30 protein-coding genes, 1 tRNA gene and 3 pseudogenes are annotated in these 24,686 nt (G+C 41.7%); 18 read left to right on the top strand and 16 right to left on the bottom strand.

The features are described from left to right. Positions 1–22: 22 nt before the first annotated feature. From aspA to HDEF_RS10065, 6 genes are all read right to left on the bottom strand, one after another. On the bottom strand, positions 23–1,453 hold the full coding sequence (gene aspA / locus HDEF_RS10090; RefSeq protein WP_015874511.1) for an aspartate ammonia-lyase: 1,431 nt from the start codon (positions 1,451–1,453) through the stop codon (positions 23–25). A 266-nt stretch (positions 1,454–1,719) separates the two neighbouring features. Continuing rightward, positions 1,720–1,796: transfer RNA gene (locus HDEF_RS10085), tRNA-Ile, on the bottom strand. Positions 1,797–1,938: 142 nt separating this feature from the next. After that, positions 1,939–2,448: a methylated-DNA--[protein]-cysteine S-methyltransferase gene (locus HDEF_RS10080; RefSeq protein WP_015874510.1), complete on the bottom strand. Its 510-nt coding sequence runs from the start codon at positions 2,446–2,448 to the stop codon at positions 1,939–1,941. A 146-nt stretch (positions 2,449–2,594) separates the two neighbouring features. Next, positions 2,595–3,902, bottom strand: coding sequence for an AppA family phytase/histidine-type acid phosphatase (locus tag HDEF_RS10075; RefSeq protein ID WP_015874509.1), 1,308 nt, complete (start codon positions 3,900–3,902; stop codon positions 2,595–2,597). 259 nt (positions 3,903–4,161) lie between these two features. Then, positions 4,162–4,683, bottom strand: coding sequence for an IS630 family transposase (locus HDEF_RS10070; RefSeq protein WP_302476659.1), 522 nt, complete (start codon positions 4,681–4,683; stop codon positions 4,162–4,164). Next, positions 4,607–4,984 carry an IS630 transposase-related protein gene (locus tag HDEF_RS10065; protein WP_012737971.1) on the bottom strand — a complete coding sequence of 126 codons (378 nt, stop codon included), beginning with the start codon at positions 4,982–4,984 and terminating at the stop codon, positions 4,607–4,609. The genes HDEF_RS10070 and HDEF_RS10065 overlap by 77 nt, the downstream gene beginning before the upstream one ends. A 415-nt stretch (positions 4,985–5,399) precedes the next feature. Between HDEF_RS10065 and HDEF_RS10060 the strand changes: the two genes are divergently transcribed. Continuing rightward, complete coding sequence (locus tag HDEF_RS10060; protein ID WP_044612404.1) at positions 5,400–6,665, top strand: hypothetical protein; 1,266 nt, start codon at positions 5,400–5,402, stop codon at positions 6,663–6,665. Positions 6,666–6,932: 267 nt separating this feature from the next. Here the strand turns inward: HDEF_RS10060 and HDEF_RS10055 are convergent, their stop codons facing one another. Both HDEF_RS10055 and HDEF_RS10050 read right to left on the bottom strand, forming a co-directional pair. After that, a complete protein-coding gene (locus HDEF_RS10055; protein WP_015874505.1) occupies positions 6,933–7,439 on the bottom strand; it encodes an ADP-ribosyltransferase in 507 nt (168 codons plus the stop codon). Positions 7,440–7,469: 30 nt separating this feature from the next. Further along, a complete protein-coding gene (locus HDEF_RS10050) occupies positions 7,470–8,198 on the bottom strand; it encodes a hypothetical protein (RefSeq protein WP_015874504.1) in 729 nt (242 codons plus the stop codon). 307 nt (positions 8,199–8,505) lie between these two features. Here HDEF_RS10050 and HDEF_RS10045 point away from each other — a divergent pair, with 307 nt between their 5' ends. Beyond that, the gene (locus tag HDEF_RS10045; RefSeq protein WP_015874502.1) at positions 8,506–8,817 is read left to right on the top strand and encodes a hypothetical protein; all 312 of its coding nucleotides are present in this window, start codon (positions 8,506–8,508) and stop codon (positions 8,815–8,817) included. 837 nt (positions 8,818–9,654) lie between these two features. On the opposite strand, the gene msrB is transcribed toward HDEF_RS10045, so the two are convergent. Beyond that, a complete protein-coding gene (msrB, locus tag HDEF_RS10030; RefSeq protein ID WP_015874500.1) occupies positions 9,655–10,044 on the bottom strand; it encodes a peptide-methionine (R)-S-oxide reductase MsrB in 390 nt (129 codons plus the stop codon). Between the two features lie 12 nt (positions 10,045–10,056). Between msrB and HDEF_RS10025 the strand changes: the two genes are divergently transcribed. Continuing rightward, positions 10,057–10,368: a DUF167 family protein gene (locus HDEF_RS10025; protein WP_015874499.1), complete on the top strand. Its 312-nt coding sequence runs from the start codon at positions 10,057–10,059 to the stop codon at positions 10,366–10,368. Positions 10,369–10,740: 372 nt separating this feature from the next. Here the strand turns inward: HDEF_RS10025 and HDEF_RS10020 are convergent, their stop codons facing one another. Beyond that, entirely contained in the window at positions 10,741–10,929 is a 189-nt protein-coding gene (locus HDEF_RS10020; protein ID WP_234809502.1) for a DUF3955 domain-containing protein, read from the bottom strand. Positions 10,930–11,130: 201 nt separating this feature from the next. Here HDEF_RS10020 and HDEF_RS10015 point away from each other — a divergent pair. Then, positions 11,131–11,457, top strand: a pseudogene (locus tag HDEF_RS10015) (helix-turn-helix transcriptional regulator); the annotation flags it as partial. Positions 11,458–11,618: 161 nt separating this feature from the next. Here the strand turns inward: HDEF_RS10015 and HDEF_RS13845 are convergent. The 5 genes and pseudogenes from HDEF_RS13845 to HDEF_RS09990 all read right to left on the bottom strand — a co-directional run. Further along, positions 11,619–12,064, bottom strand: a pseudogene (locus HDEF_RS13845) (transposase); the annotation flags it as partial. Between the two features lie 109 nt (positions 12,065–12,173). Then, positions 12,174–12,440, bottom strand: coding sequence for a helix-turn-helix transcriptional regulator (locus HDEF_RS10005; RefSeq protein ID WP_015874496.1), 267 nt, complete (start codon positions 12,438–12,440; stop codon positions 12,174–12,176). A gap of 472 nt (positions 12,441–12,912) precedes the next feature. Further along, positions 12,913–13,399 (bottom strand): annotated as a pseudogene (locus HDEF_RS13430) (transposase); the annotation flags it as partial. A 27-nt stretch (positions 13,400–13,426) separates the two neighbouring features. Continuing rightward, the gene (locus HDEF_RS09995; protein ID WP_015874495.1) at positions 13,427–13,621 is read right to left on the bottom strand and encodes a hypothetical protein; all 195 of its coding nucleotides are present in this window, start codon (positions 13,619–13,621) and stop codon (positions 13,427–13,429) included. Between the two features lie 170 nt (positions 13,622–13,791). Then, complete coding sequence (locus tag HDEF_RS09990; RefSeq protein ID WP_015874494.1) at positions 13,792–14,040, bottom strand: hypothetical protein; 249 nt, start codon at positions 14,038–14,040, stop codon at positions 13,792–13,794. A 695-nt stretch (positions 14,041–14,735) separates the two neighbouring features. Here HDEF_RS09990 and HDEF_RS09985 point away from each other — a divergent pair. Then, a complete protein-coding gene (locus HDEF_RS09985) occupies positions 14,736–15,167 on the top strand; it encodes an iron-containing alcohol dehydrogenase (RefSeq protein ID WP_015874492.1) in 432 nt (143 codons plus the stop codon). Positions 15,168–15,247: 80 nt separating this feature from the next. Then, positions 15,248–16,636 (top strand): MFS transporter, encoded by a 1,389-nt coding sequence (locus HDEF_RS09980; RefSeq protein ID WP_015874491.1) that lies wholly within the window; start codon positions 15,248–15,250, stop codon positions 16,634–16,636. Positions 16,637–16,886: 250 nt separating this feature from the next. Here HDEF_RS09980 and HDEF_RS09975 read toward each other — a convergent pair whose 3' ends face one another. Beyond that, a complete protein-coding gene (locus tag HDEF_RS09975; protein WP_015874490.1) occupies positions 16,887–17,621 on the bottom strand; it encodes a class I SAM-dependent methyltransferase in 735 nt (244 codons plus the stop codon). Between the two features lie 894 nt (positions 17,622–18,515). Here HDEF_RS09975 and HDEF_RS09970 point away from each other — a divergent pair. The 12 genes from HDEF_RS09970 (at position 18,516) to HDEF_RS09915 (ending at position 24,685) form a co-directional block, all read left to right on the top strand. Continuing rightward, complete coding sequence (locus HDEF_RS09970; RefSeq protein ID WP_100103955.1) at positions 18,516–18,899, top strand: phage portal protein family protein; 384 nt, start codon at positions 18,516–18,518, stop codon at positions 18,897–18,899. After that, positions 18,896–19,543: a phage head morphogenesis protein gene (locus HDEF_RS09965; protein ID WP_202820383.1), complete on the top strand. Its 648-nt coding sequence runs from the start codon at positions 18,896–18,898 to the stop codon at positions 19,541–19,543. The genes HDEF_RS09970 and HDEF_RS09965 overlap by 4 nt, the downstream gene beginning before the upstream one ends. A 154-nt stretch (positions 19,544–19,697) precedes the next feature. Further along, positions 19,698–19,994 (top strand): type II toxin-antitoxin system RelE/ParE family toxin, encoded by a 297-nt coding sequence (locus tag HDEF_RS09960; RefSeq protein WP_015874485.1) that lies wholly within the window; start codon positions 19,698–19,700, stop codon positions 19,992–19,994. Beyond that, the gene (locus HDEF_RS09955; RefSeq protein WP_015874484.1) at positions 19,991–20,290 is read left to right on the top strand and encodes an addiction module antidote protein; all 300 of its coding nucleotides are present in this window, start codon (positions 19,991–19,993) and stop codon (positions 20,288–20,290) included. The genes HDEF_RS09960 and HDEF_RS09955 overlap by 4 nt, the downstream gene beginning before the upstream one ends. A gap of 213 nt (positions 20,291–20,503) precedes the next feature. Beyond that, positions 20,504–21,199: a phage protease gene (locus HDEF_RS09950; RefSeq protein ID WP_202944089.1), complete on the top strand. Its 696-nt coding sequence runs from the start codon at positions 20,504–20,506 to the stop codon at positions 21,197–21,199. Between the two features lies 1 nt (position 21,200). Beyond that, a complete protein-coding gene (locus HDEF_RS09945; RefSeq protein ID WP_015874482.1) occupies positions 21,201–21,485 on the top strand; it encodes an HI1506-related protein in 285 nt (94 codons plus the stop codon). 6 nt (positions 21,486–21,491) lie between these two features. Then, positions 21,492–21,920, top strand: a complete 429-nt coding sequence (locus HDEF_RS09940) for a gp436 family protein (RefSeq protein ID WP_015874481.1) — start codon at positions 21,492–21,494, stop codon at positions 21,918–21,920. Next, complete coding sequence (locus HDEF_RS09935) at positions 21,920–22,369, top strand: phage virion morphogenesis protein (protein ID WP_015874480.1); 450 nt, start codon at positions 21,920–21,922, stop codon at positions 22,367–22,369. The genes HDEF_RS09940 and HDEF_RS09935 overlap by 1 nt, the downstream gene beginning before the upstream one ends. Before the next feature lie 27 nt (positions 22,370–22,396). Next, positions 22,397–22,900: a phage protein Gp37 gene (locus HDEF_RS09930; RefSeq protein WP_015874479.1), complete on the top strand. Its 504-nt coding sequence runs from the start codon at positions 22,397–22,399 to the stop codon at positions 22,898–22,900. Continuing rightward, the gene (locus HDEF_RS09925) at positions 22,897–23,475 is read left to right on the top strand and encodes a phage baseplate assembly protein V (RefSeq protein WP_015874478.1); all 579 of its coding nucleotides are present in this window, start codon (positions 22,897–22,899) and stop codon (positions 23,473–23,475) included. Before HDEF_RS09930 ends, HDEF_RS09925 begins: the two co-directional genes overlap by 4 nt. Next, positions 23,472–23,807 carry a GPW/gp25 family protein gene (locus HDEF_RS09920; RefSeq protein ID WP_015874477.1) on the top strand — a complete coding sequence of 112 codons (336 nt, stop codon included), beginning with the start codon at positions 23,472–23,474 and terminating at the stop codon, positions 23,805–23,807. Before HDEF_RS09925 ends, HDEF_RS09920 begins: the two co-directional genes overlap by 4 nt. After that, complete coding sequence (locus HDEF_RS09915) at positions 23,804–24,685, top strand: baseplate assembly protein (protein ID WP_015874476.1); 882 nt, start codon at positions 23,804–23,806, stop codon at positions 24,683–24,685. The genes HDEF_RS09920 and HDEF_RS09915 overlap by 4 nt, the downstream gene beginning before the upstream one ends. The last annotated feature ends 1 nt before the right edge of the window (position 24,686 follow it).

Raw genomic sequence — 24,686 nt, 5'->3', positions numbered from 1 at the left:
GAGCACAAATTTCTTGAAAAAATTAATCATCATAATGCCGCTTTGCGATGTATCTGGGGCGCATCAAATTTTCAACGGATAAAATATTATCTAGCTCCGCTTCTGTGAGTAAGCCTTTTTGTAATACAACCTCACGAACACTTTTACCCGTTTTTGCGCACTCTTTACCAACGATATCTCCATTATGGTGTCCAATAAAAGGATTAAGATAAGTCACTATACCGATAGAGTTGAGAACAGAATGTTCACAAACCTCCTTATTGGCAGTGATACCTTTTATACATTTTTCTTTTAAATTCTGACAAGCGTTCGTCAGAATCTGAATAGATTCAAACATAGCCTGAGCAATGACGGGTTCCATTACGTTTAATTGAAGTTGGCCCGCTTCTGCCGCCATGGTCACACAAATATCATTACCAATCACTTTGAAACAGACTTGGTTGACCACCTCTGGGATCACAGGATTGACCTTCGCAGGCATAATGGAAGAGCCTGCTTGTAGTTGAGGTAAATTAATTTCATTTAATCCCGCTCTAGGGCCTGAAGATAATAAACGTAAATCATTACAAATTTTTGACATTTTCACCGCTAAACGCTTTAGCGCACTATGCACCATGACATACGCACCGCAGTCTGAAGTGGCTTCGATTAAATTATCTGCAGCTACAAATTTTAATTGAGTCAGCTCACACAATTTTTTAATCACCAGCACCTGGTAACCTTCCGGTGTGTTTAAGCCGGTACCAATCGCTGTAGCCCCTAAGTTAATTTCTAATAATAGTTTTCTGGTGCGCTCTAGATTTTTTATTTCTTCATTAAGCAAAACTTCAAAAGCCTTAAATTCCTGGCCTAATGTCATAGGAACAGCATCCTGCAACTGGGTGCGGCCCATTTTTAGAATGTCGAAAAATTTTTTTGCTTTTTTACCAAAGCTTTGATGTAACTCTTTAATTGCGATGATCAATTTTCCAATAGAAACATAAACCGCAAGGCGAAACCCTGTAGGATAAGCATCATTTGTAGATTGAGATTGATTGAGGTGATCATTAGGATTAAGGTGCTCGTATTGGCCTTTTTGATACCCCATAAGCTCCAACCCAATGTTAGCAAGTACTTCATTCGTATTCATATTCAAGGAAGTCCCGGCACCACCCTGAAAAATATCTACAGGGAACTGATCCATGCATTTTTGGTTAATTAGAATTTCATCACAGGCTTTTATAATGATATCAGCAACTTCGCGAGAAAGTGTACCTAGCTCACTGTTCGCCATGGCGGCGGCTTTTTTTACCATCACCATTCCATGAATAAGTTCAGGCACGTCGCTAATCTTGTGACTACTGATCTGAAAATTGTCAATGGCCCTTACGGTATGAATCCCATAATAAGCACTATTGAGAACGGGTCGTTTACCTAAAAGGTCTTCTTCTATACGAAAGCTTTTTTTTGTCATCATTATCATTCTCTTAATGAGGTATCTGCATTCGAAGAGTCTGACGACTCTGCCAGTAAAAAAATAAGGTAATTTCACTTTAAATTTTCTATTAGCCTAGTCACATCAGTGACAAAAAGAAATCAGGTTTTAATAAATATTATGATTAAAAGCTCAACAATTTGTAAAAATTTCTTTCGCAATAGAGCTCTTGCAAAAAAACTATAGGCTGTGCTTTTGTATTGAAGATGAAAAAAGAAGGGATGAAATGTCAATTCATTTGTCATTGGTGGCCCCTGCTGGACTTGAACCAGCGACCTAGCGATTATGAGTCGCGCGCTCTAACCAACTGAGCTAAGGGGCCTAAATGAGGCCGGCATTATACGGTATTATTATCGAGGAGGTCTAGATCTAAGCAGTTCAGAATTTTTAGATGAGTTGGTTTCAATTCAGCCTTGCCACACAAAGATGATTCATGGCTTCCAGGTGTTTGCATCGTCAAAAAGTCACGCATCGTACAAACATCTTGCTTCGTTTGCTAACAGTTGGCGTTTTCGGTCAATGCCCCAACGATAACCAGACGGCGTACCATCGGTACGAATGATACGGTGACAAGGAATGACCACCGCCAGGTGATTGGAGGCACAAGCGTTTGCTACCGCTCGCACCGCATCGGGGCGGTGTATTTTTCTGGCCATATCTCGATAACTCAGTGTCTCCCCAAACGGGATATCTCGTAATGCCTGCCAGACGCTCAGCTGGAATAGAGTCCCCTGAATATCGAGCGGAAAAGCTATTTTATCCATAGGTGAATCAATAAAATGACTCACCTGTCCTAAGTGCGGTTTAAGTAATCCATGATTTTCCAGCAACGTCTCTCTGGTGAAAATCGCTTTGAGTTCATTCATCAGCAATGTCTCGTCATCTCCCATCAGGATAGCACATACCCCGAATGCGCTTTGAGCAACTAAAACTTTACCCAATGAACAACCCCCAACAGAAAAATAGATACTCATGGTAGGCTTCCCTCGAACAAAATTTTCTCAAAAGTAGTGGATAACGTGCTGTTTTCCCAACCTGCTTTCTTGCGTGAGAACTGTAACGATCCTGTTTTTGATTCGATTGAGCAGTTAAATTTGTTTAGTGCTGATTTAACAAAGTATTAATGATGCTTACTGCAGATGCTACATTCAGGAATGCGTACTGATTGAATGATTTTGTGAACACTTTTCAGTGAACACATCTGTTGCTCGTTTTGTTCTTCACATGCAGGCAAAGCCAGGTCCACTTGAACAGGCGGATTTTCTAGTGATAACTGGCTCATATTCCTCATTTGCTCTAATGTCTGATAGACGATAGATATCTTTATCCATTGTGTGTTGTCACTTATACGAACCCAACGTTCAAAAACAAGTTCTCCGCCTGGGGGAGTGTTGTCAGGCTGACCAGAAAGCTGCCATTTCATCCCTAACGCACCACCAATATTCGCAATATTCGTGTCGTGTCCAGCGATAAACAGCAAAGACGCAGGGAGTGTAATGCCGTCAACATTTTTACCTTTATTCCCCGGAGTCAGTGCCATCAGTATTAAATCTAACAAAGGCGTTGCGCGGTGGCGGGCAATATAAGGCATTCGCTGCAGAAGATCGAATTGAGCATTATGTAAACTCAGCAATTGATCCCACTCTTCCCTACTGGAAATTTTCCCCCAGGCGACATGAGACATCCCTTGGGCCTGTTGTAAAAGAAAAATCTCAGTCAACATTGAAGCAAGGCCAGGTGCACCACTGAGTGACACATTATCTCTATGAACCTGGAGGCCAGCTGGGAGAGCGTTTATAAGCGTGCAGGATTTTCCTGGTGGATTGTTTTTACAAAAATCAGAGTGTGCGAAATTTAAAACGTTCTCTAGAACAGAAAAAGCCGGCTGATTCTTTTGAGTAAAATGTTCCAAAGATCCCCCTGCACGCATAAGAACACCCAGCTTCACATGCCCCTCATCCATATGACAGACACCTGCTTTTATTGGATTAAAAAGAGGGGCTTTTTTGTTGAAAATTGGCGGGTCATGTATTGCTAAAGAACATGATGGCATAAACCCTGAAAGAAAAGCTTCTCCTGTTTTTCGTGTTCTCTGGTCTATATCAGCAAGAACAGAAACTTCGTCTTTTGTTGGGCATTTGCCTTCCTGAAACAGACCTTCATTGACAAGTCTGAGATGTTGATATCTCCCCATAAATGAAACCAGTTGCCCTCCACGGGGAGTCATCCATCCATAAGGAACCTCCCAAACAGGCCATTTATTAGGCGTCACCCTTTGCATTAAAGGCGTGAATTTGGTGGGCGCTCTTACGCCATGCCGACTGACAATGACGACACTTTCCAGCGTCAACCTACTGAAATGCTGAGCATGGAGCGGAAAAGAAATCAATAGGACAGTGAGATATACGATCCGATTGATGTCTGACAGTATGTTAATGACGATTTTCGCTCACCCCTGATTGGTTAAAGTGGATTTGTTTTGGTTTGATGATTTTTGTTGTTTGATGCCTTTCTGCCATTGTTTTTTCTGGCCTCACCACAAGTTTCGCACTTGATTTAGTGAGACAAAACAGGTTCACTCAGCCGATGCCTGCTATAACATCATGTTGATTGCCCTAATACTGATAATGAACCCCCGCTATTTTTTTGCGGCGAGTTTTCGCTATAGCTAAACGACATAAGAATAGTTACATAATATGTTCTGAAAACAAGGTATTGATGTCGCATTGAAGTTCTCTTCTTTTTCTTTTAGCTTGAGCCCATGTGTGCTCAATAGGGTTGAACTCGGGCGAATAAGGAGGCAAATATTCAATAGAATGACCGGCGTTGAGAATGGCGTGTTGAATATCTTTTCGCTTGTGGAAAGAAGCGTTATCCATCATCATCACGCACGGATGAGGAAGAGCGGGTAGGAGCAGCTGAGTGACCCAGGCATAAAAAACATCGCTGTTAATGGAGCAGTTAAAGAGGCCCACCGCGATGAGAGTGACCCCTAATAAGGCACCAATGACGTTAGTGCGGCCCTTAGCCTGCCAATCGTGAGTCCCAAAACAGCGTTGACCTCGTGTAGCGTATCCGTAGAGGCGGGGCATATCGTGAGCAAAGCCGCTCTCATCGAGATAAACCAGAGATTTACCCTGCTTTTGATACCCCGCGATTTTTTCCTGGAACCCCTGTCGTGCCTCTTCGTTTGCCTTGGGATGACGCAGAGTTTTTTTTATAGGTCAGACCCCATCTTTTCAATGCTTGCCAGATGGCTTTGGGGCACACCCCGAAACGGGCCGCCCGTTCCCGTTGATAGCTATCTGGATACTCTGCCACATCTTTGATAAACGCCTCTTTATCCATCTTGCCTCGACGCGGACCCGAGGGTTTCGGTTCTATTCGCTTGAGCCAACGCCTGAGAGTATCTGTACCTACGTGAAAACGCTTCGCCGTTGCTCTGATGCTCAGTCCTTCTTTCTCTCGAATACTCAGGACTTTTTGACGAAAATCCACTGAATAACTCATAGTGACCTCATGCTAATTAGTTCTTTATATTGTAACTAAAATTAAATCGCTTAGCTATAGCACAGTATCATCGGCCATCAATCAACAGAGCCTTGCTTTGTCTACCCAAGGTGCCATAAGCGCCCACAGTTCTTCAGGGCGAAACTCGTGGCTGTATTGAAATGTATTTTTCTATTAAATAAAACATTTTTAATCAATAAACTTAAAAAATATAAGAAATAATAATCGAAAATCACTTTAATGCACTAAAATAACGGTTAAAGTCAGTTCGCATTAAATTTTAATAAGAAATCTAGGATAGATAAAAAGCTTAAATAATGAAAATCATATATTTTGATTCAAAAAAATATTGATTCATCAACATGAATTTTTTAAAAAAAGCGTTTTTTTAATTTTAAGATAAGGAAAACAAACCGTGTTTATACATACCTTTTTTACACAACTTTTTTCTCCTGCCACAGCCATAAAACAACTCCCAGAAACTGAACTGAAATTGACACCCCAAATTTCAAAATATGAGAAAAAAATGAATTTTAATCTCGGTGAAAACAATCAATTAAACATTGAAATTTATGGGGAAAAAACTTTAAATTTTTGGAAATCACTGACGCCTCGCAGAGCAGTTTGGTTCAATACTGGTAAAGATAGTGACGGAGAAGATATTTATACCAACATACGTAAACTTCCTACAGACCAATTTGAATTAGAACTCAAACACCATATTAAGTCTAAATTCATCCGGGTTTTTAAGAATTTTCATCAAAATTCTGGTCAAATAAAAAGCTCGCATGCTACCTTGAAATTATACCTTCATGAAAACGAAAGTGATTATATTGATGCAATGATGAATCAAGAAAAAACATTGGGGAGTGATACCTATCACATCAATGTCTTCGCTGATAGTCTCGTCGATTACTGTGATTCAAAATTCGATCTTTTAATTTCCTCTTTTTCTGATGCTTTATCAAGGGGTTTGACTCAAAAAGAGAATTTGAGAAAAACGCTTCTCAGTAAAATTGAGAAGCGTTTCTCAAAAAAAAGCTGTGCTGCTCATCTTTCCGAAGCAGCATTCACTAAAAATAATTTATATCAAGATATTCCTATCGATACGTCTAATGTGCGTGATATGTTTTACACAAAATTTTTAGATAAAAATCTTCCCAAAGAGACACGTCAAGTTTTATTTGAAATTTACGAAACAATAAAAAATAGAGATAAAGCGAACCAAAATTTATATAAACAAGCTTCCAGCATAAAAGACGATTTAAGAGAAAACCCTAACAAAATTAATCAAATAATTAATGAAAATGTCCAACAAATTGAAACCACAAACAATGAAGTCTATGAAGTAAAAATAGACAGAGTTAAAAAAACAATTGACATTATACCAAAAAACATAAAACCTGATTTCACACTTAAAGAAGTGTATGACATGTTAAAAAAAGAAAATATTTCTACTTCTGATTTTAACATAAAAGAGTTAATAAATCTGGCCTGTCAGGAAGGTTTACGTGAAGCAAATCGTCGATCCTCTTTCATGTCCACAAACATCAATGAAATATCAGAAGCGATGTCAACTCTTGCTTGTCACGGTCACACAGTTCCTGTTTCGGATTTTGGCGATCACGGTTTTCAAGAAAAAGCCACTCACCAGTATACTCCAACTGTAGTGCCAATCTAAAATTAGCTCTGTTCATTGATCGACGTTGATCCCAAGACGGGGGAAATAGACTGGCCGGAAGTGCCGAAGGGCCAAGATAAATAGACCTGTAACCAGATTTGGGTACAGGCTCGTTTTATTTTTCTGACCGCTTAAGAATGGCGTTATTCGGTTACTCATCAAGAGGGCTGTCTTTATGAATGTCAGACAGTTCTATGAGTTTGAGGCATAGCACTGTTAACAAAGTTATTTTAATTATAGATTGAAATTAATATTATTTTTAAGATTTTAAAAAAGGCGTTTAAACAAAATCTTCAACAGGCTCCTATTTGTGTTTATCATTAGATTAGAAATATTTAAATCCAATGCATCTACTAATCTTTTCTCAGTTCCTGTTTCATCAGGTAAATTCTTCTCCTGCAGAACTCTAAATTTAACATCTTTTTTATTGATTCCAGAAAATAGAAGTGTCATTTCTGTATTATTCCTATAAAGAACTTCAGATTCACTATTATTAAACATAGATGCGTCACTAATATCCATACCTGATTTACCGAAAATGACTGATATTGACCCACGAGTTTCAGCCGAAAGAGATTTACTAAACCTTTGAGCGACTTGGAATTTACGGGACGTTGAAAGATATCCTGTATCACTCGTAGATTCTCCTTCTGAAATTTTATCAAAACTATCAGGACCGTTCACACCTCTGTAAGTCTTTTCCAGTTTTTGATTATCAGATTTTACCTCAAAAGCAGAACTAAGCCCCTGATGAACAGAAGGTATCTGCTTCATTCATAACTTCACCATTTCTCAGAGCTTCATTTACTGTAATGTGTGCGGCACCACAGTAAAACCATACTGCTGTTTTTTCGACATTAAGAGGAAATGATGCCTTCTCAAAGCCCTTTTCCCGTAATATTCAGTAAAAAGTTTTTCAAGGAAATTTTTGTCTAAACTTTTACTTTCTGTTTGAAGCTTTTTATTTTTGCCATTCAACGTAGTAACAACATTTTTAGGCACTTCTGAAGAATCAGAGATTGTTTTTGCTCCAATTGTAGGATCAACAGCCGCATTTGAAGAAACTGAACTGGAAGGATTAGGCACTAAAGTATGATTATCCCCGCTCTGAATAGAGGTATGATGAGTGCCACGTGTCGAATTATCTTTGACACTTTTTTCTTTTGCATTTAAAAATTCAGGATTTGTGGCTGTTTGGATTGCTTTTAAGTATCCTTCGTCTTTTTTTTTGCATTCTTTTGCGGCTTTGGCGTAAAATTTGTTTTCGCTGTTTGAAATAAGATTTAATGATTCTTTTGATCTGCTTTCAACTGTGAGCGTGTTTAACGCTAGGCCTGCCATTGATTTTCCGGTCTCTTTTGAATAGGCGCCGTTTCCTGACACAACAGATTTTATATAGGTCTTTAAGTTTTTGATCCCTACAAAAAATTTTTTGAACTGTTGCCAGATCCCTGTTTTTGCTTTTTGAGACTGAATTGAATTTTTAGTCGTTCGATTGGAACTTAGGCAATTTAGACATAAAAATAAACTCATAATACTTACCTTTTTTTATGTTTTATGCTGTTAAATAAATTTAGGGTATTTTACGTTTTTAAATTAAAAAAAATTACAAAAAGCGCTCATTTTTACGGGTGGTCAAAAAACAACTTATAAAAACATCGGGTTATATGGCGCTGTTAAAGATTGTTGTTATTAAATTTTATGGCTAACGCCTTATAAGTTGATTGAATCATCTAATTAATAGATTTATATAAAATGATTTTTATAAATCAAAAAGTATCATGTAATATCGAAAAAGCTATATTTTTATAATAAATATAAAGCAAATAAGTGGACATTAATGTTAAATTTTCGTGATAAAAAATCACCGGTTTTTGCCAATGAAGTTACAGCACATCAATATGGGGTTGTTGCCAAAGAGAAGGGTTTTTATGGAGAGCTTCCCCAGAAGATTAAACGAAAAGATGTTACCAATAAAGAGACTCTAAGCTTGACAGAAGGAAAACACGGAGAGGAACTGTATAATATTTTTTTTGCAAAACCCCCGAATGGAAAGTCGACAAAACGAATAATGGATAATTTTGGTTTGCATGCAACAGCGGTTAGGCGCGTAGATTATGATGAAAATCACAAAAAACATAATCATATCTGACATTTGTCTTGGCGTTGAAATAAACTTCAATGGTCTTCCAAGTGCGTCCCCTTTACATGAATTTTCGTACTGAACCCCGTGAAACTCTTGCCCCCTCTTGCTCCCGATGAATGCTGATGAGCACGAATAATCGTTACATCAATCATAGCCCATTCGTGATCGCCCTCTTTTTTTAACACCTCAACTATTTCATTGAAGTGCACTTTACTTAACCCAGCGGCTATAGCGATTATAGACACTTTTCCAGTCCCCATAATCAGGCGGTAAATCCCTCTACGGCGCACCCGTCCTTATAATCCAGCAGACCGCCTCTAAAAATAAACGGTCATCCTTTCCATGTCTGCCTTTAGGCGCGGGTAAGAATTGATATAGTGTTTCCCACATATTTTCATCAATAACCTTTCTCGACACCTTTCAATACTCCACATTTTAACTCAGAGGGCTTTTTACTATTCTCCATCCTATTATCAAAGTTTCAGGACACTATCTATGAAAATAAGATTTATTGGTAAAAATTTTCCGGGGAATTTTTGAAATTGACCGTAATTTTTATGTTGGTTATTTGCTTAATAATGATTAATTCTGTTGAATCTATTAGAATTTAATGTCAGACATATTGTCATCACCGAAAACACAGACTCTAAGCGACATTGAGGCGAATATTCGCATTTTTACTGTCAACTGGCTTCGGTTTTTTACCAATGAGGAAAAACCACAAACCGTATTCGAGGCTACAGCATTAGGGCGGGGGACCGAGAGTTCAGTAAGACACGGAAAACTGGATTCTCAGAGTAAAATCGGCAAATCAGGAATCTTAGGTTTAATAATATTATTTATTTAACCTTCTATGATTTCTCCTGACTTTTTATCAGTAAAACTCAATGCGGCAGAATTAATACAGTAACGCTGCCCCGTTGGCTTTGGGCCATCTGGAAAAACGTGACCTAAATGAGCATCACAATGGGTGCAACGAACTTCAATACGTTTCATACCATGAGAAAAATCATGATTGTATTTTATGACTTGAGCATGAATCGTTTCATTAAAACTCGCCCACCCACACTTAGAATCGAATTTATTGTCTGAAGAAAAAAGAGGGGTATCACAACACAAACAACTATAAATTCCCTCTTTTGTATTATTTAACAACTTTCCTGAAAAAGGGGGTTCTGTTCCAGATTGTTGCGTGACATGATTTTGTATATGGTTTAATTTTTTTGTTTTCATCTTTAATTCTTAATGTATTTGTACATGATAAAATTTGCAGATAAATCTTTAATATTAAATGTTTATATTCAACCTCAATCCAGGTTTGATAACATCGTGGGCATTCATCACAATGAAATTAAAATAAATCTGACTGCCTTGCCCGTTGATAATAAAGCAAACAAACATTTAATCCATTTTCTTTCTAAAAAGTGTAAAGTGGCCAAGAGCCATATTATGATTGAAAAAGGACAGCTATCACGTCATAAGCAAGTTCGTATTGTTGAACCTAAAGTCATTCCTGTAGAAATCAAACAAATTTTAGCGGATAGAAATAAATTATAATTGATTGTGCGAGTTTACCCCTGCTACGTATGGGTAGTGTTCAAAATGCTTGAATACATGTCATGTCCTCTAAAATAGACTTTTTTCTGAAAAAGACATATTAATATACCTTATGTATTTTTTATCATTGATTTTGCTTGCTTTTTCAACGTCGATTTATCTTCATGCAAACAATCTATGGCGTGTAATACTTTTGATTTAATTACTATATTTTTTCTAGTCACCCAACCCTGCACTTACTGGCCGGATTTAAAAAACCTATTTTAAAAAAAAATCAAAATGCTTATTTATGCCCAGTCCTTTGAAAAGGTAAAATGAGCGTTATTTACTTTTACTTGTTTTAACTGAAATTTGTAAAAATAAATAAAAACATCAATTATATTTCCTGAATTTGAGGGCCAGATCGAATAATGCGAGCACGATGGCTGCCAACGCGAAAAAATAACTGATTGGGATAAGACCAAACAGTGGTTCATGTAAAAAGCCATCAGTATCGACCCAAGATGTTTTATCTGAAAATAAAGCGTATACGAACCACCCTAAAATAGAGAAGGACAGCATTAAAAACCACATTAGACGCAAAAATTTTCGGTTTTTTAAAGATCCAATACACATACTATACCTTAGTACACAAATGTTTTTTAATGGGGGGTGATTTTTAATGCTAAAGAAAATCAACAATGGATGTCTCAAGATAAAAAGTTATTAATGATGAACAGTCTTGATCACTAATTAACATATTTGACCGATCAGCAGGACTTTTTTTATGCTAAAAAATTCAGTTTCATCTCTATCAGTGATTTTTTTAGTCATTTAAAGTCCTCCGTTCTGACATTAAATCCTCCTGTAGATACTTTTACAGAAAAAAAACTGGATATCATATTTTATGCCTTTCAGAAGCTGTCCAATAAAGAGATCGCGACAAAGTTGTGCTTATCTCATAGAACTATCGAGAATAGATTACAAAGAATTTATGAAAAAACAGGGGTCACTTCGCTCTCTGGATTGATAGAATATTGTCACACAAATGGACTCAATCACTATGTTCCGAAAAATTTGTTGAGACAAGGGGTACAATTTTTTTGGTAATGCGGAGGGTTTCTCTGTGGATGTATATAAAATCAGCCGTGTTAATCACATTCTAATAAAAACTTCGTTGAAGATAAAAATGGAATTAGGGAGAAGTGTAAACCCGATTTTTTTATCCACATAAGACTCTCTTCATAAACGCCAGTTCCTGCATAGTGTCGTCATGAAATATTGAGCCATAGCGACAGGCATCGAATTTGTACAGCATCGAGAAAAGAGGCGGTATTTTTTGCATAACGAGTAGTAGTACCCCGCCAGCGCTTGAGGTGTAGAAAAGCATTCTCCACGAGGTGCCGATGTTTGTAGAGCGCTTTATCATAGTAACGTTGAATTTGACGATTTTTTTAGGCGGGATGGCGATTGTCATGTCTGCTTCTTTAAGGATTTTCTCACTGTCATAGCCCTTTTCAGTCCAAACCATTCTCTGCTGTCATGCCTTGGATTAAATTCGTGGCTTGTTTGGAATCTGCTGGGGTACCTGATGTAATAGGTACTCTGACCAGCAACCCATGCGCATCCATGGCCAAATATATTTTGCTGTTGAGCCTCCTTTTGTGACCGCTGCTGTGTGAGGGTAAACTTGACTGTGTGTGGCATCAATCCTTAAATCAAATGCCTCACTCGCGAAATCACCTTGTACTACCTGCCAAATTGTTCGTTAAAGTGACTCAGCAAGCTTTTACTGAACTTCAAAATCCTGGAGCTGAGTAAATCAGTTATTTATATATAATCATTTTTATGAAGCTGTCTTGTATCACAAAATTAAAAAACGCCCTTAATGCACAAGATGATTCTAATTCATACTTATGCATGGCGTTGTTAAAATAATTATCGACAGTACTGACACTGATGTTTAATTCCAAAGCGATTTCACTTCTGGTTAAACCAGAACGAGACATAGATAAAACCTCAATTTCTCTTTTAGAAAGCTTGGGAAACAAGGTGAAATAAGGTGAAAAATCATTAATAGTAAATAATTTCATCAATTTTATCCCCCAGACATTAACAAAATTCTCAGGATACAAGCCTGAAAAACTAAAAAGTTAATGACGTAACTGCCAGAAAGCAACGGGAGAAAGGTAAAGGTGCATCTTATCTCAAAATATAGTCGGTTAAATTTTAAGAGGTAAGGTAACACCTGGAAAACAACGACCCTGAAATTTGCGCCCAATCTCATCAGGTCACTTACTATGTCGCTGTTAACAAGGTCAATATTAAGATAATCGCTGTTTTTTTGAGAGGGAGTTGACTTTTTTGATGTCAGAAAATGGAGCAGGGATAGTGGAAAGATGCCTAATTTACTTTGCTAAATATGCTATAGCCCCCGCGGCGAGTATTTCACAAGCCAGAGAGTTTGCCAGTCGATGCCGGAAATTTACCGATTGGCCCTCTTGCTGAGAGGTCAAGATGCCGAGCGGCTTTGTGTGTCTTATGCCGGTAATGTCTTAGACCTGTTCAGAGTTTTTTTAAGAACACCGCCAAGAAAGCCAAATTGACCACTTGCACGCTGGTATTGAGTTTTCGTTCGCCATTTTTCCAAAGCCGCCGGCATTTTTCGAACCAACTCAATGAGCGTTCAACCACCCAACGTTCAGGAATGACCGTAAACGTCTGCCATTGATGACGTTGGGCCAAGAGTTTGCTCAACAGAGCAAACCTATCACCTGTATAGCCTCCATCCGTCAAAAGGCATTTTCATTTCCTCAGATTGTCCTGATGCCCTGCGAGTGCATCGAGTGCCCCTTCTCTACCCGTCACATTGGCTGTTGTAACAACAACGGCCTGAGGAAGCCCTTTACTATCCACAACAATATGACGCTGTATCCCTTGAAATCTTTTTCCCCACATCATCGCCTTTGTCTTTGTCAGTATCGGTATTTTTGACGCTCTGGGCATCGACAATTAAAAATCGACTGAACGCATCACGGCCATTTTTTTGCCTGTATTCATATTTTTTTGAGCTGATAAATTAATCATTATTTTTATCATAAATACCCTCAAGATAGGATGATATAGCTAAAAAATTTAACATAATATGATCGTCTTTATAATCTCTACAAAATTCATACATATAATATTCATGAACATCTGCTTCTAGTAATTCTTTTGTTAATTCTTGATTTTCGATGAAAAAATAATCCATCATAGTAGCAATATCGTCCATGGCAATATATTCTGGCGTAGGTGTTTCTTTATATTTTTTTTAAAATCTTCTAAAGAAATTACTTTTTCTTTTAAATTATTGTCAGATCTAGAATTTATACCATCTATATGATCTACATAAGATGTATAATTTTCTATTACATAATTAATAATGACTTTTCTAAAATCTGATTAAAAATTAATCTCCTTATAATTTAACTTGCTTATAATGTTATAATTATTATCAACTTTTTTTTGATAGTCATCATGTTTTTTAATTTCCTGGAATTTTTTTTTAAATTTTTCAAATTTATCCCGGTTGCTCAAATCAGCAATTTCGGTACGTGAATCAATAATTTCATCTTTTTCATTTAATTTGCTAATGTAAATTTTGTATCCAAATTGATGAATTTTATATTTTTTGTCAGGAGAGAAATACATATCTCTTGTATAATTTTCATTTATCTTTAAAAAAGATTGTGGTAAAGAGGCATATACTGAAAATGCTATATTAAATAATTCTTTTTTATCTTCTGATTTTGCCTCATATAAAGATCTTTTGAGTCCAAGTGTTATTATTTGATAAAAAAATTTTTTATATAAATAATAAACTTATTTTCATTAATTAAATTTATATTAATATTTTCATCATTTTTAAAATTTTTTATTAAATAATTTATTTTTATATTCATGTTACCTCTTTTCATATTTATTTTTTCTGAAAATTATAAAACTTAAATCTAAACCAAATACAATCCTTTTTAGTTATTTAAAATAATAGTAAAATCTTATCAATGTCATTAGGTTTTATAATTTGATGTCTAAAAGTAAACCCAAGAAAAATTTTTACATTTTTTCTAAAAAAACTTTCAAAAAAAGCGCATTTTTGTTTAGTATTATAGTTTAATTTTACTTTACTTTATTTAAATTCTCGCTTGATTATGAAGTCAAATTATCATGATGATTTGCGCTCAGACCTATCTCTCAGTTGTCATCTTGTCATAAATAAACCAAAGCCAAACACGATTGCAGTCTATAAAGGAAGGAGTCACACTGAAATCTTATATCTGAACTCTTCAAAAAAAGAGCCATATCTTCCGGGAATTTGACACCGATGTATAAAGACCGAGGTTAATATGATGAGAAATTTTCTTTTTTCTTCACCAGGAAAAAATGAATTCGGGCTTTATCTGTCGGCGCTGGGCAGCAAGGTGTTTCTTATTGCAAACAACGCGGTCTGGACAATCGTTGAAGCCCGAGTGAAGACGTCTCTGAAAAAAGCCGACATCGCTTACCGTTATAAACGTTTTAATGGGGAGTCATCTCAAAAAGAAATCGCCCTCTTGGCGGGTTTCACATTCAACGAGCAAACCTCTGTCGTTGTCGGACCAGGAGGGGGCAAAACCCTGGATACCACCAAAGCGGTGGCAGACGAGCTGAAACCCAGTTTCGCCATTGCGCCCGCAGTGGCGTCCAGAGATGCGTCTTGCAGCGCGCTGCTGATTTATACAGACGAAGGGGTGTTCGACAGCTACCGTGTTTATCACAAACAACATCCGGAACTTTAGTCGCTTAAAATCAAGCTGACAGAACACGTTACCTCATCGAGATATGATACCGCTTTAAATAATATATGGAGTCACGCTCTATGCCCTCAGTAAAAGCAGATATGACATCGATACAACAACTTGATTTGGCGCCTCTGACAAAAAATCAAAAATCCCTGATATGCATGGTCATTATGGCCAGTATTCTGGAATTTTTTGACTTATTTTTGGTCGGTTTTGTTATTACCCTGGTGATGAAAGATCCACAGTGGTCATTAAACGCAATACAGTCTGGCGTTATCCTGGGCGGAGCAGGACTGGGAACCGTCATCGGGGCGATTGTTTGGGGTTGGCTCGCGGATAAATATGGTCGAAAAAAATCATTTATCTCATGTATTTTAATGCTGGTCATCTTTACTGGGCTCTCTGCCTTAACGCCTGCAAATGGTTGGGTCTTTTTTTCCATCATGCGCATTTGTGTCGGCATCGCGGTTGGCGGGCTGAACGTGACTTCTGTGCCCTATGTACAAGAATTTTTGCCATCCAAAAATCGGGGGTTATTCACGGGTTTGACTTCAGCGTTCATACCATTGGGGTTATTTTTGGGCTCTCTCGCCACGCTTTATCTGGCTGACCTGTTGGGCTGGCGAGGTCTTTTGATGATGGGTTGTATCCCAGTGGTCTTGCTGGCATGGACAAAATTTATCCCAGAATCCCCCCGATATTTAGTCTCAAAAGGACGCCTTCAGCATGCGCGTGAAGCCTATGCCTGGGCGATGACTATTCCGGTCACTCAAGTGGGAGATTTACCTGAACATGTCTCTGCTTCACAACCGTCTTATATCAAGATGATCAAAGACTATCGAAAACCACTGACTATTGTGGCTATGGGTTCATTTTGTTTTATCTTCGGCAGTTTTATTATTCAGTCCTGGGGACAAGCACTACTGAATGAATCTTTCAACTTTAGTATTCATAGGGTGGCCAATTTATTCATGATCCTTTCTTTAGGAGATTTAATTGGTCGATTACTGTCGGCATGGGCTTGTGATTATCTTGGGCGGCGTTGGACACTTTTTATCTGCGGTTTGATGGGAGCTTTAGGATGCACGATTGCTGCGTTTTGTATACAAATCACGACTATTTTGCCTTTTTTGGGGCTAAATATGATCTCTTCAGGTTGGGTTTTCTTTGTCGGGATTTTTATAGCGATGATGTTTGGTGATGGTGCATTTGGGGTTATCAATGCATTTGGTGGGGAAATTTTCCCTAATCCTATCCGCTCGACCTGTCTTGGGCTGGGTTATGGAGTCGGAGCCACGGCTAAAATAATTGGCCCTATTTTTTTAGGGGCGATTATCGGTAGTGAATCATTGTCTCAGAATATCGTTTTAACCCCCTTTTTGATTTTCGCGTTTATCTTTTTTCTTGGGGCTATAACGTATCTCTTTGCTCGAGAAACGCGTCATATTCAGCTTGAGGAGATATGACATTTCAGACTCAGGACACTGAATTTTGGAACTTGTCAAGCTGGTGGGCAGTTTTTTTAATGAGTTCAATTTATTAGCCAATGCATTTTTAGTTTTTTAAAGAAATACTTTTAATATTTTTAGCTCCTTTGTATTAACTGACTTTGTATCCCCAATAAGTCTATTTTTTTGAAAAATCAATCCAGATCCCGGCTTGGAAACCCAAAAGCAAAAAATCCGAACAACAGGATCAGATCTTAAAAAGATTTTGTTAAGTATTTTTTTGAGCGGAAAGAAAAAACATCATCGGGCGGTGTATCTCTTCGCTTAATGCTGAATTTTGAATCACTTGTTGTTCTGAGGGGCCCCATTCTTCAAGATGTTTTATTATAAAACCAGACTGAATTAACATATTTACATAAGTCCCAAGAGTGCGATGCTGCTTTATCACTTCTGCTCCTAGCCAGTTTGTCACCCTTTTCCCCTCTACTTGATACTGATTTACGGGCCAAAATTTTTGTCCCTCTTTATCGATTAGCCAACCCTGCTGCTTTCGTGCAGTATAAATGGGATGCTCTGCGGAAAAAACAAAATATCCCTTTGATTTTAAGGCTTGATACACCGTTTTTAATAAACCGGATAAATTTTCTACATAATGCAGGGCTAAAGAGCTATATACCAAATCATATTGATTTTCTAAAAAAACCAATTTTTCCAAATTGGCTATCTGATAGGTAATTTGAGCATCCTGGGTCATTTGTCGGGCTTTATCTAACATCTTTGTCGATAGATCCAGACCGAGTAACTGCTTTGCTCCTTTTGCTCTTGCCTCTCGGCAAAACCAACCGTAACCACAGCCAAGATCAACGATATCAAGACCTTTAAAATCCGGTAAAATGCGTTCAATGGCAGGCCATTCAGGGGCGCCCTTTAAGCCTTTCACTGAACGATCCAGCTGAGCATAGCCTTCAAAAAATTCTGGATGATCATAAATATTTTGGGTCATTCATTTTTCCTCATAGGCCTAAAGCTCCGGAAAAAGAGAACTTCAGTGTGACATCGATATCTTGTTTGAAAAATATATCACTTAATCATTATTAAGTTGCTTGGTTATAATTTCAAAAGCGTGAGTTGAGGATGTCAACGACTGGTCTTTAAAGGAATATTATCCGGACAATTTTTGTCATAAATCGCCAACCCTGAACCTTTCTTTTTTAATTCTAAATACGCCCTCAAAAAAACAGTATGGACCTCTCCCCCAGTCTCAGAACCTGTTGAGAGTCTTTACTAAAACACGTTGAAGCTTGATAATTTGGGCATGAGAAAAATATACCCCAGAGATATCACCCGTGAACAATTTGAGGAGATTAAGCAGCTGGTCTATCAGTTCTTCACTGATAGGCATTTGTTTATCCTCAATAAAGTTTTTATTAGAATGCCATTTACACAGTTTATTTTACAGACCGCAAGTCGATGCAGGATTTAGTAACTGATTTAGACATCCCATATCCTTTTCAACTACTGTTCCCGTAATGCTCTGCTTCTTAGATCCCTTAGGGGTAATACGCACCCTGATCGGAGCATACTTCTTATATTATAAGAAGTAAAATTTTGGCTTGAAAACAAAAATTGTTTAGTAACAGACAATTGTAATTTTTTGCTATCTATTGTTTCAATCGAGTTAAAGTCTTTCCATGTACCATATTCTTTGTATTGCCACTGAAAAATGGATTGATCATTATCCGTGTTGTTATGTATAAAATCATATTTTACAATAACAAATAAACCGCCTTTCGGAACGTCGTGACCCCACGCGAACCTTGATGAAATTGTTACATTGCGAACCTCAGGCTTAGAAGGTAATATTTTTATCGAATTACTTATAACCAAATCCCCTTTGATGCCCCGCTTACTTCCTTTAAGAACCAAGCTGGGGCTCTCAGAGCCGGCGAAAGAGGCGGATTTATTGAGTGTCTCTACAACCCCCGCTCAAGCCTCCGCAACAAACCGCGCACAGGGCTGTGCCTGTTCAAACAGGGCTATCAACAGAAATCAACCTGATGATATTGAGGTTTTAGCAGAGGAGATGTTAACCGATTGGGAACCGCAGATAACCCCTGTGACTGCTCCGGTGATGGAGGCGATCAAACGGGTTGAAGACTATGACCAGTTGAGAGCGCTGCTCCCCCAATTATTGGACAAGGCGGATGTAAAGAAGCTGACAGAATCCTTGGCTCAAGCGGGCCTGATGGCCTATGGAACCGGCGTAGAAGGTCAGGAATGATGACCCCTACAGCGCCGCCCCCGCCCAGGGAAGCGTTAGCCTATTTACGGGCAAAGGGCTATAAAATTGCTTGGGATTACCGTGACCTGTGGAAGGAAGAACACGTTCGCGCTTTCACTGTGGCCAAAGCCATGACGCAAGAGCTGCTGATGGAGATACGTCAAGCCGTTGATGCTGCTTTGGCGGAGGGCAAGACATTCAAACAGTTTCAGGATGAACTCGAACCCCTCCTTGGAAAGCGGGGATGGCTGGGAAAGGTATTGATGGAGGATGGCGCTATGATTGAATTGGGCACGCCCCGCCGTTTAAAAATCATTTACGACACCCACATGAGAACGGCCCGCGCCGCGGGGCAATGGGTGCGTATCGAACGGAACAAAGCGGCATTGCCGTATTTGAGGTATGGACTGGGGCCTTCAAGAGAGCATCGACTTCAACACGTACAGTGGGAAGGGCTGATTCTTCCTGTGGATGCGCCGTTTTGGGATACCCATTTACCCCCGAATGGTTGGGGGTGTCGGTGTCGTGTCCGGCAGATGACCGAACGGCAAGCGTCACAACGAGGGGGAGTCTCTGAGGCTCCAGAAAAAAAACCACTCTTTGGGAAAACAGGCGTACTGGCAAAGTGGAAGAAGTGCCGGTAGGCATAGACCCCGGCTGGAATGTTCACCCCGGCAAAGCCAGATTATCCCACACTCAAACTTTGGGAAAAGAAAAAGACATCGAATTCAGGTCTATTGTGGGCACAATCCGCTAAAAAGGCTTGTCTTCGTGTAACTTTTAGACTACATTAATGGCATGATCGAGTTGAAGCAGACTGAAACCTTTCGCAAATGGTATACCAAGCTCAAAGACGAGCGGGCGACCACGGCCATTTCTTTGCGGCTGGCGCGGCTGGCCTACGGTCACCTCGGTGACGCCGAACCGATTGGCAAGGGCGTAAGCGAGCTTCGTATTCACTACGGCCCTGGCTACCGGGTTTACTTCCAGTGGCGCGGCGATGCGGTCATCGTCCTACTCTTTGGCGGCGACAAAGGATCGCAGGGCCGTGACATCAAAACCGCACTTCGCCTCGCTGATGAATGGAGAGAATGACCATGACTAAAAAACTGACCCCCTTCGACCCTGCTGAGCACTTGAAATCTGACCAAGCCATCGCTGACTTCATGGCCGGTGCGTTCGAGACAAACGATCCAGGATTCATCGCTCACGCTCTGGGCATCATCGCCCGCGCCAAAGGCATGACGCAAATCGCCAGTCAGACTGGTCTATCACGCGAACAGCTTTATCGCTCGTTCAGCGCCGAGGGCAACCCGACGCTGCGTACGACACTGGTGCTGATGAAGGCACTCGGGATCGAATTGTCCGCGAAGCCGACCGCCGTTCATTAAAACTGGAAGAACGCTTTTTCTGGCTGCCTCGGGTGCTTGGCTAAATTTGCACAACGAGTCAAAAATGTCGCTCCCACCGATCAAGTGAAATTTTTCACCTGAACTCCCTTCTTTGCCCGCGCTACCTTGGCGGGCACGACAACACACACTTTTGCCTTAAACACGGAACTTCGGCCCCTTCTGGAAGCGACCGCTGCCCAGAAGGGAACCCCGTTGTGGGTCGAATTAATCCCCTTCGGTGAACAGATCACCGGACGGGATGGCCGTTCCTGGGTCAATGATCACCCCCAGGGGGGGGTGGATGCTTTTCAGGCCAACCAGGCCGACCTGCCTATTGATATTGAACATGCGACTGAACTCAAAGCCCCCAAGGGCGATCCCGCCCCTGCAGTGGGTTGGATTAAAGGGTTGGAAGTGCGTGATGGGGGGTCTATCTGGGGATGGGTTGAATGGAACCCTCAAGGCCGTTCGCTCATGGAGGAGAAATCTTACAGGTATTTATCCCCGGTATTCACCTTCGACACGCACACAAAACGTATCTTGCAACTGTATTCGGCGGGTTTAACCAATCAGCCGAACCTTCACTTAACCGCGCTGAACCAGCGCATCCAACCTGCCGGAGAACCCGCGATGACCTTACCACTGGCACTCTGTACCGCACTGGGTCTATCAGCGCAAGCGACTGAAGCTCAGGCGGTATCCGCCATTCACCAGATGAAAACAGACAAAGACAAGGCACTGAACAGGGCCAGTCACCCGTCTTTGGAAAAATTTGTGCCCCGCGCTGACCACGATGCCGCATTGAATCGTGCCCAGGCCGCTGAAATCAGGCTCAGGGAAATCGAACACAGGGCGCTTCATCAACTTTATTCGTTCAAAGAACCGGCAGGGCTTTCGCCGTGCGGGTGAGTTGTTTGCCTCAGAAGGGAAAATGATAGAACGCTCGAATTTCACTGAACACCAATGGGCACAAATTAAGGCAGAGCCCCTGTTGAGCGTGATGGAAGGGGCTGAAGCGCCTGTTGACGATACCCCCGGCGAACGGATTGAAAACATCGTGGAAGCCATCGGCATCATTGACCCAGACAAAAAGCCCCCCGTGAAAGACCTCGAAAATGTGATGGGTCAAGACATCACTGCCGCACAACGTGACAGGGCCTGGGCTATTTACCAAAAACGCATCGCAGAAGGGTAATGTTTCATGCTTTATGCCACCCTCGAAGAGATGACGCACCGAGTCGGTGAGGATTTTTTATATACGATAGCGGACCGAAATAATGACGACAGGGTAGACATGACCACGGTGGAACATGCCTTGTCTGACGCCAGTGGGTTGATGGATTCGTACCTGTCCACCCGTTACCCCCTTCCTGTTATTCATTTTCCCGACCTGCTCAAACGTCTGTGTGTTGATATTGCCGTTTATTGGCTGGCCCAGGACGGCGGCGGTACAACAGAAGAAAAACGCCAACGGTATGAAGATGCCGTGGCCTGGCTGGAACGCCTTGCTCAAGGCAAAGCGCAATTACCTGTCACCGACAGTGAGACAACAACGCCCACCGGAACAGAGGGGGCATGCAGTCACTCCCATCCCCGGTGGTTTAGCCGGCATCAATTGAGGGCTTTCTAATGGCGGGCGTGGGGGCGTCACTCGAACTTTGCGGCATTGAACGCCTGAACCCCCTGCTTGACCGCCTTGGGGGCATCGATCCTCAACAGGTGCTGAGCGTGTTGGGTAATCTGGTTGAAAAGCAGACGGTTGACCGTTTCATCGATGAAAAAGAAAGCCCTGACGGGGATAAGTGGCCGGAATGGTCGCAGGGATATGCAAAATCAAGACACCGCCATCAAAACCTCCTTCAAAGCAGCGGGGATTTAATCGACTCCATTCAATCGGTGTTCGGATTGGGCCGTACTGACATTGGAACAAACCTGATGTATGCCGCCCGTCACCAGTTTGGGGATACGAAAAGGGGAATTCCACAACGCGAATTCCTGGGTATCAGTGCTGACAACCTCGTGGAATTGCAAAACACCCTTCAGGATTGGGCCGATCAGTTGATTCAAGGGGCTTTATGAAATTGACCGCATTACGGCCAGGCGATTATGGACAAAATCAACGCCCAATTGCCTGAACTGAAAGCAGTAGCCCCCCACCCGGGGCGGTTTAACCTGGATGAATTAAAACGGATTGCCACTCAGTTACCCGCTGTGCGAGTGGCTTTGATGGGGATGCCCAGGGTTCATATGCTGGAGACGGGCGAAAATGAAGCCGTGCTTCGACTGGCGGCTTTTGTGGTTACAGGAGACCGCCGGCAATTACCCAAAGATGAAGCGGCATTGGCCATCGTTGAAAGCCTGCTGGTTTTGATCCCCGGGCAACGCTGGGGCGTTACAGGCACGATCGATGCGAAGGGCGTTAAAGCCGACAACCTGTTCAGCGGTCAGGTGGAACGCCAGGGCGTGGCGATGTGGGCCGTGACCTGGGAACAATCAATTCGAATCGGTCAAGACGTGTGGGACGGGGGGATTCTCCCGTCAACAGTGTATGTATCGGATGATGTTGAACACTTCGGTGATGAAATGGCTTATGACAAGGTGCTGGGATGATCAATCACATTTTACAACGCCTGGCGGAAGTGGAACGCCGACTCTCCAATATTTTTTTCATCGGCACGATTACTGACGCGGATTATCACAATGCGCTGGTCAAAGTCGAAGCAGGGCCACTTGAAACGGGTTGGCTTCATTGGATCACTGCCCGTGCCAGTCATGATGTGGATTACTGGGCACCGGAAATCGGTGAACAGGTGCTCCTCCTGTGCCCTGACGGTGAGCCAGAATTAGGGGTCGTGCTGCCCGCTTTATATCAAAACCCGTTTCCCGCGACAGATAACCGGCCCACCGTGCGTCGCACCCGTTTTGCGGACGGGGCGGATTTGAGCTATGACCGTGAAGCGCACGCTTTCAAAATCAGTCTGCCTGAGGGCGCAACGACTGCCCTGATTTCTCAAGGCGGCATTGCTATTGTGGGTGATGTGCATGTCACGGGACATATCAGGGCGACAGAAGACATCACCGATCATACCCGTTCCATGCAGGCGGACCGCGATATTTACAACGGCCATACACACCGTTCCCCTGAAACCGGGGCAGAGACCTCAACACCGGGAGCACCGCAATGAATGGGGTCAACAGGACCACGGGGCAGATTTTGAAAGGTCATGCGCATCTTCGCCAAAGCATCACCGATATTCTGACGACCCCTGTCGGCAGCCGTGTGATGCGCCGTGAATATGGGTGCCGTCTGTTTGAATGGGTGGATGCGCCTTTGAATGAAAACACGATGGCTGAAATGGTGGCGGCCACGGCGGAAGCCCTCGAACGATGGGAGCCCCGATTCAGGCTTTTACATGTGGGTGTCACCCGTGTGAAAGAGGGACATATCACCTTTGATCTGGTTGGGGAGTATTTGCCTGAGGGTAAGGAACTCAAACTGGAAGGACTGGTGGTATGACCAACGCGATTCATCTGGCGATATTGCCCGACCCTGATGTGGTCCAACCCCTGGATTATGACAGTATTTTGTCTGAAATGCTGGCTGACTTGCGTCATCGGGCACCTGAGTTGACCGCCCTGGTGGCATCCGATCCCGCTTACAAAATTCTGGAAGTCGCGGCTTATCGTGAATTATTATTGCGTCAACGGGTCAACGATGCGGGCCGTTCAGTGATGCTGGCCTATGCCAAAGGCAAGGACCTGGATCATCTTGCAGCACTTTTCGGTGTTTCTCGTTTGGTCATTGACCCCGGCAACCCTGATGCCATTCCCGCTTTCCCTGCCACTTATGAAGACGATGAAAGGCTCCGCCAAAGAATACCGTTATCATTGGAAGGTTACAGCACAGCGGGGCCCATAGGTGCCTATGTCTATCACACCCTGGCCGCCTCGGGTGACGTCAAGGATGTCTCGGTGACCAGCCCGTCGCCGGGTGAAGTGCGGGTCACCGTGTTGAGTATGGACGAAAAAGGGGTCCCTGATGCCGCGTTGCTTCAAGCCGTCACAGAGCGGCTCAACCACGAAGCGATACGGCCATTAACGGACCATATCACCGTACAGGCGGCGGACATCATTGAATACCACATCAGCGCCCATCTGACCTTTTATCCTGGCCCGGATCGATCTGTTGTCGCGGAACAATCCAGAATCAAGGTGACGGAGTATGCCACTCAACAGCATCAACTGGGCTTTGATGTCACCTTGTCCGGGTTGTATGCCGCCCTGCACCAGCCCGGTGTGCAAAACGTGCGGATGACCTCTCCTGCTGAAGATATTTTGGTTCGAGCGCATCAGGCGGCCTTTGCGACCGCTATCCACGTTTCTGAAGGGGGCTGAG

Origin of the sequence: Candidatus Hamiltonella defensa 5AT (Acyrthosiphon pisum) (assembly GCF_000021705.1) — a bacterium.
GTDB classification, from domain to species: Bacteria; Pseudomonadota; Gammaproteobacteria; order Enterobacterales; family Enterobacteriaceae; genus Hamiltonella; species Hamiltonella defendens.
This window is presented reverse-complemented; position numbering and strand designations above follow the sequence as displayed.